The 17,511-nt window shown below is 61.4% G+C and carries 20 protein-coding genes and 1 other RNA gene; 6 read left to right on the top strand and 15 right to left on the bottom strand.

The features are described from left to right. Positions 1-17: 17 nt before the first annotated feature. Entirely contained in the window at positions 18-515 is a 498-nt protein-coding gene (locus tag ACVWWJ_RS13260; protein ID WP_456968227.1) for a YciE/YciF ferroxidase family protein, read from the top strand. Between the two features lie 315 nt (positions 516-830). Here ACVWWJ_RS13260 and ACVWWJ_RS13255 read toward each other — a convergent pair whose 3' ends face one another. Beyond that, entirely contained in the window at positions 831-1,508 is a 678-nt protein-coding gene (locus tag ACVWWJ_RS13255) for a hypothetical protein (protein ID WP_456968226.1), read from the bottom strand. Between the two features lie 640 nt (positions 1,509-2,148). On the opposite strand from ACVWWJ_RS13255, the gene ACVWWJ_RS13250 reads away from it, so the two are divergent. Beyond that, complete coding sequence (locus tag ACVWWJ_RS13250; RefSeq protein WP_456968225.1) at positions 2,149-2,769, top strand: DUF4142 domain-containing protein; 621 nt, start codon at positions 2,149-2,151, stop codon at positions 2,767-2,769. Between the two features lie 42 nt (positions 2,770-2,811). Next, a complete protein-coding gene (locus tag ACVWWJ_RS13245; protein ID WP_456968224.1) occupies positions 2,812-3,369 on the top strand; it encodes a DUF4142 domain-containing protein in 558 nt (185 codons plus the stop codon). 1,012 nt (positions 3,370-4,381) lie between these two features. Here the strand turns inward: ACVWWJ_RS13245 and ACVWWJ_RS13240 are convergent. From ACVWWJ_RS13240 to ACVWWJ_RS13215, 6 genes are all read right to left on the bottom strand, one after another. Further along, positions 4,382-4,588, bottom strand: coding sequence for a DUF2795 domain-containing protein (locus ACVWWJ_RS13240; protein ID WP_456968223.1), 207 nt, complete (start codon positions 4,586-4,588; stop codon positions 4,382-4,384). A gap of 552 nt (positions 4,589-5,140) precedes the next feature. After that, complete coding sequence (locus ACVWWJ_RS13235; RefSeq protein WP_456968222.1) at positions 5,141-6,169, bottom strand: SDR family NAD(P)-dependent oxidoreductase; 1,029 nt, start codon at positions 6,167-6,169, stop codon at positions 5,141-5,143. 26 nt (positions 6,170-6,195) lie between these two features. Further along, positions 6,196-6,504, bottom strand: a complete 309-nt coding sequence (locus ACVWWJ_RS13230) for a DUF3247 family protein (RefSeq protein ID WP_456968221.1) — start codon at positions 6,502-6,504, stop codon at positions 6,196-6,198. Between the two features lie 19 nt (positions 6,505-6,523). After that, entirely contained in the window at positions 6,524-6,703 is a 180-nt protein-coding gene (locus ACVWWJ_RS13225) for a hypothetical protein (RefSeq protein ID WP_456968220.1), read from the bottom strand. A 50-nt stretch (positions 6,704-6,753) separates the two neighbouring features. Continuing rightward, a complete protein-coding gene (locus ACVWWJ_RS13220) occupies positions 6,754-8,664 on the bottom strand; it encodes a S9 family peptidase (RefSeq protein ID WP_456968219.1) in 1,911 nt (636 codons plus the stop codon). Positions 8,665-8,716: 52 nt separating this feature from the next. Beyond that, positions 8,717-8,851, bottom strand: a complete 135-nt coding sequence (locus ACVWWJ_RS13215; RefSeq protein WP_456968218.1) for a hypothetical protein — start codon at positions 8,849-8,851, stop codon at positions 8,717-8,719. Positions 8,852-9,260: 409 nt separating this feature from the next. On the opposite strand from ACVWWJ_RS13215, the gene ACVWWJ_RS13210 reads away from it, so the two are divergent. Continuing rightward, the gene (locus ACVWWJ_RS13210; RefSeq protein ID WP_456968217.1) at positions 9,261-9,695 is read left to right on the top strand and encodes a hypothetical protein; all 435 of its coding nucleotides are present in this window, start codon (positions 9,261-9,263) and stop codon (positions 9,693-9,695) included. A 13-nt stretch (positions 9,696-9,708) separates the two neighbouring features. Here ACVWWJ_RS13210 and ACVWWJ_RS13205 read toward each other — a convergent pair whose 3' ends face one another. The 5 genes from ACVWWJ_RS13205 to ACVWWJ_RS13185 form a co-directional block, all read right to left on the bottom strand. After that, complete coding sequence (locus ACVWWJ_RS13205) at positions 9,709-10,086, bottom strand: hypothetical protein (RefSeq protein WP_456968216.1); 378 nt, start codon at positions 10,084-10,086, stop codon at positions 9,709-9,711. Positions 10,087-10,526: 440 nt separating this feature from the next. Further along, positions 10,527-11,093 (bottom strand): hypothetical protein, encoded by a 567-nt coding sequence (locus ACVWWJ_RS13200; protein ID WP_456968215.1) that lies wholly within the window; start codon positions 11,091-11,093, stop codon positions 10,527-10,529. A gap of 26 nt (positions 11,094-11,119) precedes the next feature. Then, positions 11,120-11,491 carry a hypothetical protein gene (locus tag ACVWWJ_RS13195; protein ID WP_456968214.1) on the bottom strand — a complete coding sequence of 124 codons (372 nt, stop codon included), beginning with the start codon at positions 11,489-11,491 and terminating at the stop codon, positions 11,120-11,122. A gap of 220 nt (positions 11,492-11,711) precedes the next feature. Further along, positions 11,712-12,122, bottom strand: a complete 411-nt coding sequence (locus ACVWWJ_RS13190; RefSeq protein WP_456968213.1) for a hypothetical protein — start codon at positions 12,120-12,122, stop codon at positions 11,712-11,714. A 353-nt stretch (positions 12,123-12,475) separates the two neighbouring features. Continuing rightward, on the bottom strand, positions 12,476-12,925 hold the full coding sequence (locus ACVWWJ_RS13185) for a hypothetical protein (protein WP_456968212.1): 450 nt from the start codon (positions 12,923-12,925) through the stop codon (positions 12,476-12,478). A 298-nt stretch (positions 12,926-13,223) separates the two neighbouring features. Here ACVWWJ_RS13185 and ACVWWJ_RS13180 point away from each other — a divergent pair, with 298 nt between their 5' ends. Next, a complete protein-coding gene (locus tag ACVWWJ_RS13180) occupies positions 13,224-13,469 on the top strand; it encodes a hypothetical protein (protein ID WP_456968211.1) in 246 nt (81 codons plus the stop codon). Between the two features lie 270 nt (positions 13,470-13,739). Next, positions 13,740-14,837: a DUF4236 domain-containing protein gene (locus tag ACVWWJ_RS13175; protein WP_456968210.1), complete on the top strand. Its 1,098-nt coding sequence runs from the start codon at positions 13,740-13,742 to the stop codon at positions 14,835-14,837. 66 nt (positions 14,838-14,903) lie between these two features. On the opposite strand, the gene ACVWWJ_RS13170 is transcribed toward ACVWWJ_RS13175, so the two are convergent. The 3 genes from ACVWWJ_RS13170 to smpB form a co-directional block, all read right to left on the bottom strand. Further along, complete coding sequence (locus ACVWWJ_RS13170; RefSeq protein ID WP_456968209.1) at positions 14,904-16,367, bottom strand: site-specific integrase; 1,464 nt, start codon at positions 16,365-16,367, stop codon at positions 14,904-14,906. A 135-nt stretch (positions 16,368-16,502) separates the two neighbouring features. Then, positions 16,503-16,898: a transfer-messenger RNA gene (gene ssrA / locus ACVWWJ_RS13165) on the bottom strand. 81 nt (positions 16,899-16,979) lie between these two features. Then, complete coding sequence (gene smpB / locus ACVWWJ_RS13160) at positions 16,980-17,480, bottom strand: SsrA-binding protein SmpB (protein WP_159896529.1); 501 nt, start codon at positions 17,478-17,480, stop codon at positions 16,980-16,982. Between the last annotated feature and the right edge of the window lie 31 nt (positions 17,481-17,511).

Genomic DNA, 17,511 nt, shown 5'->3' with positions numbered 1-17,511 from the left:
AACGAGGAGACAGCATAATGTCCGTCAAAAGCATTGAAGAGCTTTTCATCCATGAGTTGTCCGATATCTACAGCGCCGAAAAGCAGCTGACAAAGGCGTTGCCGAGGCTTGCCCGCGCGTCCTCGTCACCGGATCTCGCCGATGCGTTCGAATCCCACCTCGAAGAGACGCAAGGCCAGGTTGAGCGCATTGATCAAATCGTCGAAATCCTTGGCATCAAACTCAAGAGGATGAAATGTGCGGCGATGGAAGGTCTCGTGGAAGAGGGTAAGGAAGTCATCGAGCAAATCGAGAAGGGTCCCCTGCGGGACGTCGCCCTTATCGGCGGAGGGAACAAAGTTGAACACTACGAGATTGCAAGTTACGGCACCCTGGCAGCACTCGCCAAGCAGCTCGGATACACCAAAGCAATTCCACTGCTTTTGGAAACTCTCGAAGAAGAAAAGGCAGCCGACGAGAAGCTGACTCTGCTCGCCGAACAGCTCGCCAATCAAAAGGCGGCCGAAAACGGTTGAGAGCCTTCGAAAATAACTGACGTTATGAGCGGTGCTCGGTGGCAGGCGTCTTTGATGCCTGCCTTTTTTGCGTTTGTATGGCCGCTCCGAGGGACGACGCCATAGGCGACGACGCCATAGGTGCGCTGCATCGTCAGGTAGAGCTATGCATCGGGCTCAATCCGGGCCTCATACCTTCCACAGGGCGGGTCGATAGTGGAACGTACTGGGATTATTTGGCGACGTCATGCCAGAGCACCGCCTGTCAAGGGCATCGGCGTCGACCGCCAGAGATGTCAACGTGGGAACCGGCGCAAAAAACAAGTGACACCGTTGCTAGGGACGCTCCGACCTTTCATCGCCACAGTAGTCGTGATTACAGCCGCAGCTTCCGTCGGCAACAGAGACGGTCACGGCCGCCTGTGCGGCACCTTGGCAAATGTCGCTGCAATAAGGGCCGCCGCTCGGTCGGGTGCAGTAACAACCCTCGTGCGCGCAACGTACGACCGGCACCGAATGGCACGCTGGATTCGGCGTGGCCGTCTCGGAAAGCGACAGGTGCGCTGCGAGCTGGGCCCTTTCCATCGATTCGATCAGCTCGTCTTTACTGAAGGGCTCGACGATCGGGACGGCACAAGAGGGCGCACCCCGGCAGTTCGCAGATCGGTCCGACAGCATGACGACAGTGGCTATTTCCCCACAGCCCTGACGGCATGCAGCAAGGTACGACTCTGCGGGCTTTACGTCCGGCGCGGGAACACAGGCAAGGAGCAGGAGTGGACACCGTCCTTCTGCGAGCGCCGCAGCGCCGTCGTGGCTCGCCGCGATGGCCGCCTCGAAGCCCGCCGCGCTGACGACGTCAGCGAGCGCTGTTGCAAGGCGCCGGCGGGGCTCGATGATAATGGCGAGCGGTTTTGCGACTGTGTCGCGCGCTTCCCCGAAGAAGCTGTGTGCCGCGGCACGCTCTACCGTGAGCTCGAGATGTGTGCGATCGCGGCTGCGCTTTTGGTCCATGTATACCCTCGTTCCTAAAGAAACCTGTCGCCCGGAGAGCGCTGAAAGGAGGGAAGGCAGCGCTCCGGGCGACAGGGCGACCCGTGGCCCAAGTCGCCGGAAGATTATTCACGTCGAACGGCAACGAAAGCGTGCCCGAGCGCGTCCTCAGCCTTCACGAACCTGACTCGTCGGGCGCGGCTGAAACGCAGGTTGTTTATTTTCGTGATTTGCGTTGTGTATCGTCCGCGCAATTTCGTTCACGGGACTAGGCTCACTCTTGAGGCGTCGCGATACAGCGGGCCCAATCATGGCAGGTGCATTGGATCGGAGATTGACACCATGTTGCTGAGTCTTTACTTCGCCGCCAGCGTCACAGTCGCCGCCGCTCAGGCAGTTCCGCCAGCGCAGACCGAGCAGGTCTATCAGACCGCGAACGGTGGGAGACCGCAAAAGGTACCGTCGCGTCCGCGTTCGCGACAGCAGGCGGGGGAAGAGCACTGGTCTGACGGCATGAACACGACTCACACGCCCAATCCCCCGAAGCGCGACGAGTATGGTGCGCCGAAGGTCACGCCACCCAGAGGCCAGGGCACAGACAACGCCGGAGGGCTCCCCGCTGCGGCGGTAAAGACCGATAATCGGCGGGGCGCCGGTGACCATGTCAATTAGACTGCTGATGGCGGCTGTTGCGGCCATTGCGATGACTGCCTCCGGTCAGGCCTATTCACAGCGCCGCGGCGAAACGATGAAGGTCACGGCAGCGGACGAAAACAAGGCGACAGTGACCCCGACTGACGAAGGATTTGTCCGTGGTGCAAGCGGTGCCTATCAGATGGGTAGCAAGCTTGCCATGATGGCGGCGGTACGAGCCACGGACAACGCGATCAAGCGTCAGGGATCTGAACTCGTACGGGATTTCATCGATTTCGGCGCCCGGCTCAAGCCAGCCGCAAGCGGTGAAAAAGGTTATCAATGGAGCGCTGATCCGTCGCCTGACGACCAGAAGACACTCGACGCCTTGGGTCGGTTATCTGGTCATGCTCTCGACTCGTCCCTGAAAATCCAACTCGTCGCGCTGTTCGAGCGACTCGGCGCGGTCTTCGGTGCCGAGTTTGAAAAGGGCCGCGACCCCGATTTGAAGCCAGTCGCCCAATGGGGCGTGCTCTGGTCGAAAAAGCGGCTGGCCGATGTAAAAACCCTCGGAGACGATCCGCTCAGGACAAGAGATCCTTCCGGGCAAGCCATCAGGCTCGATGGCAAAGCTTCCGCCGGTGAATGAACAGCCGGAACACAACTACTACCCCCAACTGCAGGTGCCATCATGATCCTGACGCGTCGCTATATCCTCTCTTCTCTTGTCCTGGCTCTTGCGGCTGGACCCGTCGCCCGCGCACAGACCAACGAAGCCCAGGCCGATCGGGCCGCGCCGACACCTTCAGCGAAATCCGATGCGCCCGACGCGCCGTTCGTCGAGAAGGCCAGCGCTGCGGGATTGGCTGAGGTCAGCCTCGGCAAACTCGGCGCTATGCAGGGTCAGTCCGGCGATGTGAAGGCCTTTGCGCAGCAGATGATCGACGATCACACCAAGGCGAACGATGAACTGAAGTCCATTGCGGGCTCAAAATCCATCAGCGTGGCGGCGCTGCCCACGGCCAGCGACATCAAGGCCGCGGCGATGATCGGCAACAAGAAGGGGGGCGAGTTCGACGCTGCGTTCAAAAAGAGAATGGTCAGCGATCATGAGAAAGTGGTGAAGCTTTTCTCGGCAGAGGCGAGCAACGGAAAGGACGCTGACCTCAAGGCATTTGCCACCAAAACGCTGCCGGTTCTGAAGCATCATCTTGAGATGGCCCAGCAGCTTCCCGGCGGTGACAAGTAGGCAACTCTTTCATCTGAGGCGGCCGCTCGGGGACATCATCGCCCGCTGCTCAGCGACAGCCTCGTCCGTCGGTGTCGTCCCGGCGCTAGCATGCCGTCGGTGCATGCCGCTTCGACATTCTGGCAACGCCCTGTTCCACACCATCCTATGAGGTGAAACATGTCTGACAACGGATACCGCTGCGGGCACGCCGCCTGCGAGTGCACGGTCATGGATGGCAGCGCGTGGTGCAGCGAGCACTGCGAGAGGTCGGCAGGCAAAGCCGGGCCTTGCCGCTGCGGGCATGAGCTCTGCGAGCACCGGCAGACCCGGGCAGAGCAAGCGAGCGACGCGAGCTACGCGGGCCCGACCTGAGGGCTTTGTGCAAGTGGTCGTTCCCGTCTAGTGCTACTGGAGTGCGCCGTTGAGCGCGATTGCGATCAGGCACCCAGGAGAAATGGCGCCACGATGGTGAGCACGAACCGGGTGATCATCAGGGACCAGAACCCAAGCATGGGCTGGCGAACGTGGCCTTCGTAGATATGGCGAAGACCTGGCCCCCGCGTCCTCCGCGATGAGGACCAGAAAGCGGGCCATCAGCACCGTGTTGACCGGATGGTCAAGCCGTTCGGCGCGACAGGCGTAGAACGCAGGTCGGGCAGCATAAGGATGGAGGGGAGGTGGGCGTGGGATCGCCGGAGGGTACCGAGATAGACGCAGGAAACGTCTTCGGCGAAGGCCGGAACACAGGCCAAAAGAAAGTCGGGGCGGCGACGGCGACGGCTAGGGCGGCACCAAGATGGATCACAGCCGTTACTGCGTCGAAACCGACCTCGTCAAGAACATCCCTGTATCGTGCCAGCTAGTTCGGGCAGCCCCGCAGGGACTCTTTGAAGGGGGCGGTTCAATGACAATAGCAAGAGGGCTTGGACCCTTTTGACTGCGGCACCTCCCGAACCCAGGGCAGAAATAGGGCGCGGCGATGTCGTCCTACACAGATTCGAATCAGCTCCGTAGAGACTGCGGTCATCGACTACTCGATGTCACCGTAGCTCTTCATGACCTCCTGTGGCCCCCCGTACTGGCGGTCGGCAAGGTGTTCGATGATCTGCATCACCTCGCTCGGTGCGCCGTTCTCCTTTGCGCGCGAGATCAGCACGGCCTTGTCGGCAGGATAGCTCACGCCTTCAAGATAGGTCTGCACGTTGGCGGGCGACTTGCCGCCGACACCTCGGGTCATGGTCTTTCTCCTCATTGGCTACATCGGTTCGGACATTCGACAAAGGAATCACACTGCAAGGTTGCTCCCGCCCGTGCCGATGCGGTGCTCATCACTCGTGATGAAGTGACAACGATGCTGACTGCGCGCCGTCCTGACCCAGTCGCGGCCACGCTGGCAACTTTGGCTTGAGAAGCGGGTGGATATCAAACGGATCGACCTTCAGCGCTCGCAATTTCGTTGATGTAACCACGGGTACGGCCCTGACAACGCAAAAAGCCGGCAACGCGGGGCCAAGCGACGGTGGCCGCAGCTCGAGTGGTTTTTCGGGGCGGCATGAGGCGGCAATTTCAGCGGGGGCGCGGCAGGACAGGGCGCGTCCGCAATTCTGCTCTGGCCGCAGCCGCGCTCCGGCGGGCTTGCGCTGAGGCGAGCAGGGAGGGTGGCGGACGACGAAACTAAGGGGCACAGGACCCATGAAGAAGCTCACAGGGCAGTGAGCTTTGCGATGATCGTTTCATCCGAACGGACCGCGCCTGAGTTTTTGATGGTGATGCCCTTGCTCAAGCGCCGTTACTTCCCGTTCGGGCCAGGGGCAGTGCACTCGCTTCCTGCGTTGCCGCGGCACAGGTCCGGGCCCTCACGTATGGCGTCGCGCCATGCACCCTCCACCTCGTGGCCCTCGCTTTTGGGTGTGAACACCGCCCCGCTCGTCGCAGGCGAGGGAGGCGCCTCGACCATCTGCACGCGGTGGGCGATGTTCGCGGCCGTTCTTTCGGTCAGATCCGGCGCCAAGCGATGGGCCCAGTAGGCACTGCGCGATTTCCAGCCAACCAGTACCTCCTCCCGCGGGCGCTTGGCAGTCCGCACGATCGCCTGCACCACTGGGTCCGGCGGATCGATGCCTGTCATCGCTGGCACTCTTCCGGTGTAATTCGCGGCGTGTAGCCACCACGGCGTGTCCGATGCCCAGGGCAGGACCGTCGACACCCTCACCGAGTGTTGCCCCGAGAGTCGCAGTTCCTCGTTGAGTGAGCGGCCAAGCGAGAGCACCGCCGCTTTCGTCGCGGCGTAGGTGGCCTGATAAGCCAATGGCACTTCACTGTCAATTGATCCGATGTTGATCAGGGTGCCGAATCCCTGGTGGCGAAATACCTGGAGTGCCGCGGCGCTTCCGAAGATGACACCCTTCAGATTGACATCCACGACCCGGGCCTGGTCCTCCACAGGAATCTGGTCAAAGCGCCCGACCGCGCCAACGCCTGCGTCGTTGATCCACACGTCGATCCGGCCGAACCGCGCGATCGCGATCTTTGAGACCGCCTCAAGGGCGCGTGGGTCAGTGACATCCGCCGGTGCTACAACGGCGGACCCGCCAAGCGCGGCGACCTGGTCCGCCACGTCTCGGAGCACCTCGGCACGGCGCGCAACGAGCACGATGGACGCATGCTCAGCCGCCAGACTTAACGCCACCCCGCGACCGAAACCACTAGACGCACCGGTAATGACATACACGGATGGGGGCGAAGTGCGTACGGCCGCGCGGGTGCACGCGCACGCAATCAAAGACAGCGTCACCGCCGCGCCGAGGACACCGAACACGCCTGTAGATGCCCGACTCATGCGCATCAGGCCTTGTTGACGCCCATCGTCACCGAGTCGAGGTGCTCCACGGAGACGATATCGACGAGGTGCACCAAGCCGTCCCAGCCGGGCTGAACCGGATCTTCGAGCTTGACAGTGCCCCCGACGCTTTCGTCGCCATGCGCATTGCGCACCATCTGCACCGTCGGTGTCACCGATACGATGCCGCAAACGGTGCAGCCGTCTCTCATGTGAAGTCGGACCTTTGCGTTGACCGCCAGAGACCTGACCAGACCTTTCAGTCGGTCCACCTCGGCTTGCGCAATGACTCCCTGCTCGATGTTGGTATTCATCCGGGTCTCCCGCCACATGTCACTGTCTTTTTCGCTCAGACTCGCCGCCGCCACCCGGTGCGTCGTTCGCCGGCTTCTGGTAGTCATCCGGGGCGCGCGTCGGCATATCGTCCTTGCGTGGGCCCTGGCTGGTCGGTTCGTCTGCGGCAAACATCGGCGGGACGGAAGTCCCCGGTCGCTTTTGCATACGGCTGATCATCTTTCGAAGCTCCTGTGGGCGGGTGCGCAGTTGGATAGATCCTGCACGGGTCATGCTTTATCGATAAGCCAACGCGCGGAACGGCGGTTATAGTCGACCCGATGACTCGGGCGTCCACTCGCGGAGAGCAGATGCGAGCCGCCCGGATAGACCACCATCACCACCTCGGCCTCGGAATGCCGGATGGCGCGGGCGAAGAGTTCTTCCGTCTGTCCAAGCGGACAGCGTGCGTCCTCAGCGCCCTGGAGAAAGAGCGTTGGCGCCTTGAGGTTCTCGAACATGGAGAGCGGGGACAGGCGCCGGTAGGCGTCCATGTCCTCGTTGGCTTCCGCGTCAACCGAGTAGGGGGTGACGTAATAACCCGTGTCAGAGGTGCCCTGATGCGACAGGACATTAGCCACCGGTGCGCTGATGATGCCTGCCGTGAAGCGATCGGTATGCCCCAGCGCCCAAGCTGAAAGAAAGCCCCCATAGGATTTCCCAGCGCAGCCCAGTCGACCATCGACAAGGCCTTCGTCGTGCAGCTTGTCGATCACGGCCAGATACTGTGGGAGATCCCGCTCACCCCAATGCCCGCGCAACCGTTGGGCAAATTCCCTCCCGTAGCTGCTCGATCCGACGGCGTTGGGCGCGATGACAAGCCAGCCTTTCTCGCATAATTCGTACCAATACATCTGCCGGTCGTGCTCGATTGGCACGATGCTCTCGGGCCCGCCGTGCATGTAGAGCAAAGCCGGCCACGGCCCATCGCCGTGTGGCGGACGAAGCAGCCAGACGTCAATGCATTCCTGGTTTCCCAAGCCGTCCGGAACCTGGATACGCCGCTTGCTTACGCGGGGCCGCGGGCGGTCCGCGAACCAGCCATTGAACTGGCTGTGCTTGCGCTCATTGCCGCCATCCCAGTCGCACGTGTACACCTCGGAAGGACGCCGCATCGTCGCAGCCACGAAGACCAGGTGGTCGCCCTGGGCTGCGAGCCCTGACACTTGCCGCAAGCCCCGGTCGAAGATCCTGTAGTCGCCGCTCGCGACCTCGACGACGGCGACCGATGCCTTACCGCGATGTTCGGCGATAACGGCGATCTGTCTACCGTCGGCCGACCAGGTCGTCCCCGAACCGATGACCTCCAGATCGTCAGCGCCCGACCGCCGCCCCCCGCTGGCTACATCCACCAGCCACAGGTAGCTCACCGCCTCGCCCTCGGCTTCCGAACCCGCTACTGCAACGGTCGCTCCGTCGGGGGACCAACGGAGTCCCATGATGCTCGTGAGGCCGCATGTGAGCTGCCGCTCGCCACCGCCCTCCGCATCGACCACGCAGAGGTCTTTTACGTGGCGCTGCCTACCCAATCGCGCCCGTACAAAGGCGACGTGGCGCCCGTCAGGCGAAAATGCGGCCTCGCTGACCTCTACGTCGCCGTCGACGAGGCTGCGAACGGAGCCATCATCGACGTTTAACAGCACAAGATGCGTGCGCTTGCCCACGGTCGGCCCACTTCCGTCGAGCTTGTACGGGAGGAAGCGCGCCACCAACGGCCTTTGCTTGGCTTCGGGATCGTCAAGCTCGTCTTCTGCCCACGGCACCGACCAGGTGAGGAGCAAATGACTGCCATCCGGAGACCATCCTTCGATGGTTTGCGGCACATGCTCAAGGCCGCCACAGGGCCTCGCCTCGCCTCCGCTCATGTCGAGCAGATGCACCTGCTTGCCATTTCCGCGGGAAGCAAGAAAGGCGAGGCGTGTCCCGCGCGGATTTATCAACGGGCTACTTGCCGATGACTGTGGCGAGGTAACCGGCCTCGGCGGCGCAGCGCCATCCATCATCCACACGATTGACTCGTAAGTGTCTGTCTGTGCTTTTGTCTGCGACACGATGAAAGTTGCACGTTGATGACCAACGGACCCCTCGAGCTTGATCAAATCGCGCAACGCATGAATGTCGTCGGCAGAAAATGCCGTCATGAAGTCTACTCCCGGTGAGGAGGGCGCCTGCCGCAGCAGGCGCCTTGCGCGATCAGCGCTGGTTCTCGCGGTTTTCGTCCTGACGCTCGTTACGATTGTTTTCGTTGTCGCGATTGTTTTCGTTGTTCTTGTTGTTTTCGTTGTTCTTGTTGTTTTCGTTATTTTCGTTGTTCTGCTGACTGCTCATGCCGATACCTCATTTAATAAAGTCGCCGACGGCGCGTCGGCGTTGAGAGGTTCTTACGGTGCGCGTCGACGAGTTGCAGGTGGGAGAGTGATCGGCCTTCACATGATTAAACGCCGTCACGAACTTGCGCAGTAGCGTTGAATGACTGGTACTAACCCGATTTGCAACACTGCCCAGGGGAGCGCGTAGCCATGCCGGGCGCCTGTGCTGCCATAGGCGCCGTCTCGACTGAGCGCCTCCGATAGATGCCTGCCTGTTCGGTCCGAGCGCCTGCATTTCCTCCGCAAACGGTGCCGCCTGCACAGCGCCTCAGGTGACGGTCCCTGTGAAGTCTTTGCCGAATCACGCCTTGTGCAGTGGCCGCGCCGAGCGATAGGCTAATTCTGGAGGACACTTGAAAGGAGGAGCTGTGAGGCTCGATAAGATTCGGACTACTGAAAGTGACCTGATTAGGGAGGCGCTCAAGCTTGAACGGCATGTGCTCGCTGACGCGAGCCGTGGGCTCATCGTCAGTGACATCCAGGGCACTCTTGTTTTTGCCAACACGCTTGCCACAGATATCCTCGGGCATGTGCGTATCGGCGCAGGCATTGACGACTACAGCTGCATGCACGGATTGTTCATGGAAGACGGTCGCCCCTACCCAGCCGATGACCTGCCCTTGGCCCGCGCCGTCCTCTGCCGGGACGTCCTCCGTGATGTCCGTCTTCTCGTGCGACGGCCTGACGGACAGTACCGCCTTCTCTCCATCGACGCTGAGCCCGTATTTTCTGCAACAGGTAAAGCGGTCGGCGCCGCTGCCATGTTCCGCGTGATTGAAGCGGAAGCAGCGGGCGCGGACTGAGCACGCCGGGAACTCAAGCCGGCGGAGGCGGAAATGTCGCGTCCTCCACAGCCCGCGAAAGCTGCGCCAGGTCAAATGGCTTGCACAGCGTAACCGCCCTTGGAGGGACATTGTCCCGCTCCCCGGTCGCCGGCAGGGTAACCACCATTGCCAGGGCCGTGTTGTTCTGACGGGCGCCTCGGAGGTAGGTGTCTTGCTGGTCTTCCTCCGGCGCCGGCACAGCAGCAACGAGAAAATCCACCCGGTCCCGTGCGGCGACCAACGACGCTGCACCGGCATGCGTGGCGGAGGTGACCACTTCGTAGCCTCTCTGTGCCAGTGCACTGGCAACCATGGTGGCGAGTGGTACAACGGGCTCAATAACGACGGCAAGAGGGCGCTTGTATGCCATCCAAAATGCTCGGGTTGAAAACCGCTCTTATACCTTGCGACCCAATTCTTGTCTGGACCATTTACACGAGACCGACCCGGACGCGAAGCATTCCGACCATCGACCCATCCGGGAAGCCCTCGCGCGAAATATCGAATGATGCACCTGCCGGATGGCTCGCTTGAACCAAGGACCGACGAAGCGCTCAACGGGAGACGGCTGTTGTCGCTCGTGCGGGCAACCACCGCCGGTAACCGGCAGACTCGCTCAGGCTGTGTCGGCTCACGCGCGTTGCCTGGCCGGGGCTCGTACGGCGCCACCGCGCTGGCTTGCGGGTGCCTGCCGAGGAGCATTGAGGCAAGTCGGCCCGGGCTTAGGGCGCTGTCGAGCCATCTCGCTTGCGCCGCCCACCCGACAATGCCCCGGCTGTCGAGATGGCGAATGACCTTGAGGAAGTTGGTTCAGCGCGCCTGTTGGATGTCCATCCAACCAGCGACGGGGCTATGGCTGGGCTGGATGCAACCTGTGCCGAATCTGCGCAGTCCGCCGTCTGGATGGAGAGGCAAACGCGTGGGAACCGCATTCTGTCGGTTGAGACACGATGAGTGGCTTTCGGTGTCTGCTGCAGGCGCCGCGGGCTTATAGTTGATGTCCTCCAAGGACAGCTCGCCGTGCCAGACTCCCGATATCCACGCATTGTCGGCTTTGAGGTGCCAGACCTGAGCCTCGTCGCCGATCCCGACGGAGAGCCTGTCGTTGCCTTTCTCGACAGCGTGCCTTCTGCACACTGGTTTGCGGTATTCGAACGGGAAGTGCACGCATTGACCGTTGATGCTGACATAGCGCGAGTGTCGCTGGAGAATGACCGGTTGCTCTTGGCTGGCGTCACCGGAAATGTCCGGCAGGTCTGCATAAAAGTCCGCGCCCTGGCCGCCCGCATCTCGTTTCGTCAGCAAGAGCAGCTGCTCGGCGCCAGGTCGGTACCCAACCCTCAGGGCCGCACCGGTCACGAAGGCGCTGGCTGACACCGGCTGTTCGTCCCGGTGCGTGGAGACTACCGTTCGTTCGACAGCCGGTGGGCCATGGCCAGCACGGCCATGGGCGACGCAGGCTTTCGAATGAAGGCAAAGGGCTTAAGACCCATGGGCACGTCCGCTGGGTCTGAGGCCGACAAAAATGCGTAAGAGATGCCCATCGACTGCAGGGAGGCGGCGAGAGCAAAAGTCGTGCCGTCGCACAGATTGACGTCGAGCAGCGCCGCTTCGGGCGGATGGTGGTGCATGGCACCGAAGGCAATTCTAAGGCTCGACCAGGGGCCGTCCACGACAGCCCCTTTCTCTTCAAGCATCCCGGCGAGCATCGGACCGACGGTGGCGTCGTCCTGGACCAGGAACAGGCGCAGGCCGGACAGGGGCGCGTGGGACATGGCAGTCTCCTATGGACGCCCAAGGTGGTCCGTCGGAGATGAGGGGCGCGTGTTGCTCCCCCCAACGCTCAAGGCTGCCGTTCACAAACTGGCTTTGACTTCTGGCTGGGCGAAACCTCGCAATATTGTCGGCACATGGCAGTCTGGCAGCCCGAAATCCGCCGCAACGGCCAGCGTGGGCGCCGAGGTGCCAGCAAGCGATGTTCGAGGCGCGACCGGTTTATTCGCGCAAAGTGAGCAACATGCCGCGCTTGGTAAACAGCTCATGCAGCGCATGGGGCGGATGCATGCAAATGACGTGGGTCACATTCTCGGTGTCGGCCCTCTCTGCAACCGCCTCAATGGTCGGCGGCATCACGATGGCGGCGGTGACCTTGACGCCAGCCCGTTTGCCTGTCCTGACCAACGCGTCGAGCTCGTCTTGTAGGTCGGGCAATGCCGGCGCATTCCCTGGCGCCGGGAGCAGCAACCCGGCGATGAACACAGACGCACGGTCACTGGCCGCATGGCCAAACGCCCGCAAGACGGCCGTGCCAGCGAGGGGCGTGCAATCGTACAGCACCATGTACCGGGTTGGAGTCCAATTTTCAGCGGCTCTGCCGGTATTGCGCGCAGCGGTATCGAGACTCATCACACGCTCCAGATGAAGCGCTGCCGACAGTTGGCAGGTCCCCGCGTTGCAGCGTGCGGGAAGGCATCTAGCCACGGCGGCGGTTGGTCAGGCGGTATGCCATCTCATATGGGTGGAGCATGCACTTTGCGGGGGTGAGCGCGCCGTATAGGTGCATGCCCATCCGTTCACACGTGCCTTCGTATCCAATGAAAGACCCGCCCTTTAATGAGCCGGACGGCAATGCCGAAGGGCGTCTACAACACGGACCATCAAGTCCCTAATCCGGATTTTTTTGTGATGCAACCCCTCGGCCCCACCGGCCCCGGCATGTGGTCAATGGCAACGAGGGCGAGCCCTCCAAAGGCGGGACGTCAGCCGTCGGTGCCGCCCTGGAGATGGCTGCAGGATTGCCGGGGAAGGAGATTCAGTCGAGTACGGCTGGAAAACCGGGGTGGAGAGTGACAAAGATTTGGCCGTGATGGCGAAGCGTGTCCCAGCCATGCGGTGGAACTGTCGTGAGATCCGAGAACGGAACGAAATCGGGCCGTTGTGGCGAAAGGCGATTTTTCCAACTGCGCTTCGACGGCGCCGTTGATGGCCGCTGTCGTTTCGGCCTGCGGCCCGGACTCGCCGTGGAGCAGCCGGATCACTTTCACCGCGGCGGCTTGCACGCCATTCATGCAGTGACCAAGGGCGTGGGCCGCCACCATCTGCGCGCGGAAGCGCGCCTCAAGGATGTCGCCAGCAAGCAGGGCTTCGCTGACCGAGACCCCGTCGACGATGAGTGCGGCAACTTCCAGGATTGCTTCTTCGTCTGGCACGGAGAGCCTCGTGTGATGGGCCGATTTTGTCGCTCGCACTGACCGGCGCCGTAAAAAAAAGCCGCCCCGAAGGACGGCTCGTCGAGATGCGGCGATACCCTGAAAAGGGTCACAAGCAATTTTTTCTAAGCCACGTACACCGTGGCACACCATGCTGCATCTCTTCATTGACGATAACCAGGATCCGGGCGCTGTCAAGGGGGGTAGGCGAAAATAATTGTTGCCACTCCGCCGGGCCAGAATAACGCCCGTGGGAGCTGCCTCTAGCATCGTTTTTTTGACAGCGCGAGGTGAAGACATGGCCCGAGTCAAATGGAACCCTGAAAAGAAATCTCCGGACAAAGAGCCCATGCCAGTCGTCTGGGGGTGCGAAGTGTTCATGCGGGCGGACGGCACGTTTGAAACGTTCTTTAAGGGGCAAACAGGATTCGAAATGATGAAGGCCGCAGTTGAGGCATTGCATGCCATTGAGCGGCTGAGAATGGAGGCCGCTTACGACTTTGGCGCAAACCGGGGAGAAGGCGAAAAGCCGGAAGGCTGGTAGTCATCCTGTCGGGCCGCGAAAAGCGACGGTGGCAGACCACCCGCAGCTTGTTTGGACGGGTACCACACGCGTGCTCAAGCCAACGGCGTCACCGCCGATATCCTCACTGGGACGCCATCTACTCGGGCCAGCGCTGCGTCGGTGAATGTAACTTTCGCCGTTTGCTGGTTTGTTCGCCGCACACGGCCTGTAGCGCGACACGCTCATCCGGATGGGCCTGGCATCAATTTGCCGGATGCGTCGGCGGCAATATTCTCGGAATGGAAACCCATGGGATTTTATCTTCGCAAGTCCATCAACGTCGGTCCGCTCCGGTTCAACCTTTCCGGGAGCGGCGTTGGCGTGTCGGTGGGGGTTCCGGGGTTTCGCATCGGTGCCGGACCAAGGGGCAATTATGTCCAGATGAGCCACGCCGGCCTCACGTACCGATCCACGCTCGGACCCAGGCAACACGCGTCGGTAAGGCCCGGTACCACAAGACCCCCGCGCACGCGTGAACCTGTCATCCCGGACGGCACCCATGGTGCCCTTGAAGACATCGAATCGGCGGAGACCTCGACCATCGTCGATTCCTCATCGGCCGACTTGCTCGAGGAAATCCGCGCGAAGCGTGCGCGGCTGGGGTGGGCACCCATTGTCTTTGCGTTGGGTGGAGTGGCGCTCTGGTGGGCGATCCGGCAGCTGCCGACGTGGGCGGCCGGAATGCTCGCAGTGTTGCTCGTCATTGCCGCTGCCGCTGCACACCTGCGCGATGTCATGGTCAAGACGGTGGTCCTATTTTACGCGTTTGACGACCCGATGGAGCGTGGGTATGCCGGCATGCATGCGGCGGCGCGCGGAATGGCTGCGGCAGCAGCGGCATGGCACATCGAAGCCAGGGGTGATGTGTACAACCGAAAATACCACGCAGGTGCGAGCAACCTGGTCACCCGCAAACGGACCAGCATCAGCATGGGTTCGCCACCGGGCATCAAGACCAACGTGGAAACGGTGTCGGTGCAAGTGGGGCGGCAAACCCTGCATTTCCTCCCGGACCGCGTTCTGGTCTATGAGGGGCTTCAGGTGGGTGCAGTGAGCTACAGGGCGCTTCGTGCAACTGCGTCTGATGCGAGGTTCATTGAATCAGAAAGTGTCCCGCACGACGCCACGGTGGTCGGACACACGTGGCGATTCGTCAACAAAAACGGCGGTCCCGACCGGCGCTTTAGCAACAACCGGCAAATCCCCATTTGCAACTACGAGGAAATTCGCCTCAGCAGTCACACCGGCCTCAATGAACTCGTTCAGCTGTCGCGGGCAGGCGCAGGCGAATCATTTTGCAAGTCCGTGGCATGGCTGGGGCAATGTCTGCCGGCGGAAACAGCCTGAGAATCAGCCTTTCATGACCACGCTGATTCGCGGGGGGATCGTCATGGTCCCTGCGCGGTTTGTGAATTAGTTCTGCAGATGTGTCCGTTGCGCCCGCTGCTGCAGCGCCCGCTCACGACGCAGGTAGTGCTCGAACAAGCTCGCTGCTTTCGGCGTGAGCTTCACCGTCGGATATTTGACTTTGGAGATGTCCCGCAGGCGGTCCGGCAATGTCGCGACTTGAATGTAATGGTCACGGAGCACCGTCCCGCCAGTGCTATGTCCGGTCAGTTGACCGATGGGACGACCATCGGGCACGCCAGCGCGTTCGGCAGCGGTGGCAAAAGTGTGGCGAAACGAATGGAACACTTTTGATGGCGAGAGGATTTTGCAGTGCTTGCGAAGATGCGTGCGGTTGAACCAGTCGCCAATCACGTCACCAGGCCCGTTGCTGCCGCCGTCGATTCCCGCAAACACCGTGGCGAATCCGAACCGTTTGACAGTACGGACGTAGTCGAGAAAGCCAAGCCGAATGACTTCCGGATGCAGGGGCACAAAGCGGCGGCTTGCTTCGTTTTTGGTCTTCCGCCGGATGTGCATGCCCCAGATGCCCGCGATTTCCTCGATGTCCTCACACTCGAGTTGCCCGATTTCATTGACCCGTGCGCCCGAATACAGGGCGAGGACGGCTGGCCAGTACTGGTGGGGAACCAGGGACTGGAGATGGTCGAACACGGTGGTGAGTTCGGCAGGCGTAAACGGCTCCCGCGAGCGGCGCTGGTCTTGGGCCTTGGAACTGACTGAGAAGCCGTCGCAGGGATTGAACGGCAGGCGTCGCTGTTTGACGTGGCGGCCAAAGAACGCCCGCAAGCGGTCGAGGTGTTTTTCCCGGGTCCGCAAGGACAGACCGGCCGCCTTGTCGGCGCGGGCTTTGTCCAGCGCCGCCTTCGGCAAGAGCTCCCGGTATTCCTTCTTCTTCGATGCGTTCGGGGGGTAGTCGACGAGCATCGCGAGATACGACTCGATGTCGTCAGACGACACTGCAGTGACCGTCTTGTCGCCCATCAGGTCGATAAAGAGCTTGAGGGAGTATTCGTAGTCCAGGACATTCTTGGCGCCCAGCTCCTGGCTGCGCAGGTACGCCAGATGCTTGTCCACGCGAAGGGACATCAGGTCGCCCCCATCATCGGATGGCGCGGCGGCGGCGACCGGTGATGCAACCCCGGTTACGACCCCCGCCTCAAGCCGGACCCGCTCGCGCTCGGCGACGATGGCCTTGGCCGCTTCGTAGTCGGCAGCCGACCCATCGGTGGTAATCCGCGTGCCGTCCGGCAGGTCGATGACGAGCTCGCGACCATTCCGTGCCGCGTTGAGCGCTTTCGTCAGCAGGTCTTTGGGGTCAGCCACAGGATTCTTTCGCATCCATTCGAACAGTCGCGACAGAAGATAACCGATGCGCGCGGCGGTGAAACGCGCCGCATCACGTCGCTCTCCATAAAGGGACAAGACGAGATAGCGGGAGCCCACTGCGGGTTGGAGAAAGACGGGCACGAAGTACCGGGCGTACAGGCCAGACGGACGTGTCATCAAATACGGTTTTGGCACAATTGATACCCAGATTGATACCCAAGGGAATCAATCGGGCAAGAAAAAACCCCTTGCGATGCAAGGGGTTTAGTCCGGACTTGGTGGAGATGGCGGGAGTCGAACCCGCGTCCGAAGGCGTTTAATCTCCAGATCTACATGCTTAGCTCACCGTTAGATCTCGTCCGTCAGCAGTACGGTGTGCGAAACGCACCGATGGACATACCTGATTGATCTAGCGTCAGACCCACAGATGGAGAGTCTTTCGGCGGTCTCATGATAGTGACCCTACACCGACGAGCATGAGCACAAGATCGGTTCGGGGGTAGGGCCTTTTTTAGGGGCCGAACGCTTTAGGCGGCGAGAGCCACCGAAGCGTCATTACCGTAGTAGTTGTCATTGGCAACTATAGTTTTTGCAGCTGGTTTAACGAGGAAAGCTACCCCCTCGGCATGCACCAGTAGATCGCACTACCCCCGTCGAAACCAGAACATCCCCGGGGAAAACGTTGTGTGACTACATCTCTCAGTATATGGGCGGGGCAGGCTACCCACAATGGGCGCCGCCCGTCCGTTCAGGTCAGCCCATCTTGTTGTGGGATCGCATGACCCGCTGTTTGTCGACCGCCCACTCGCGTTCTTTCTCCGCCGTGCGCTTGTCGTGGTCCTGTTTACCCTTGGCCAGGCCGATTTCGCACTTCACCTTGTTGTTTTTCCAGTACATCGCGGTGGGTACGAGGGTATAGCCCTTGCGCTCGACGGCGCCGATCAGGCGGTCGATTTCCTCGCGGTGCAGGAGCAGCTTGCGCGTACGCCGGTCGTTGGCGATCACGTGGGTGGAGGTGCTGATCAGCGGCGGGATCTGGGCGCCGACAAGATAAACCTCACCGTGCTGGATGATCGCGTAGCAGCCCTCGCCGAAGTTGATCCGGCCCGCGCGCAGGGACTTCAGCTCCCAGCCTTCCAGGGCCATGCCGCACTCGAAGCGCTGGTCGATGTGATATTCGTGGCGTGCGCGTTTGTTCAGCGCAATCGTGCCGCCGCCGTCTTTTTCCGTGTCCTTCGGTTTCGCTTTTGCCATGTCCGCTAAAATCGGTCTATCGGATCCCTGA

Source organism: Luteibacter sp. HA06, from assembly GCF_054061215.1.
This window is presented reverse-complemented; position numbering and strand designations above follow the sequence as displayed.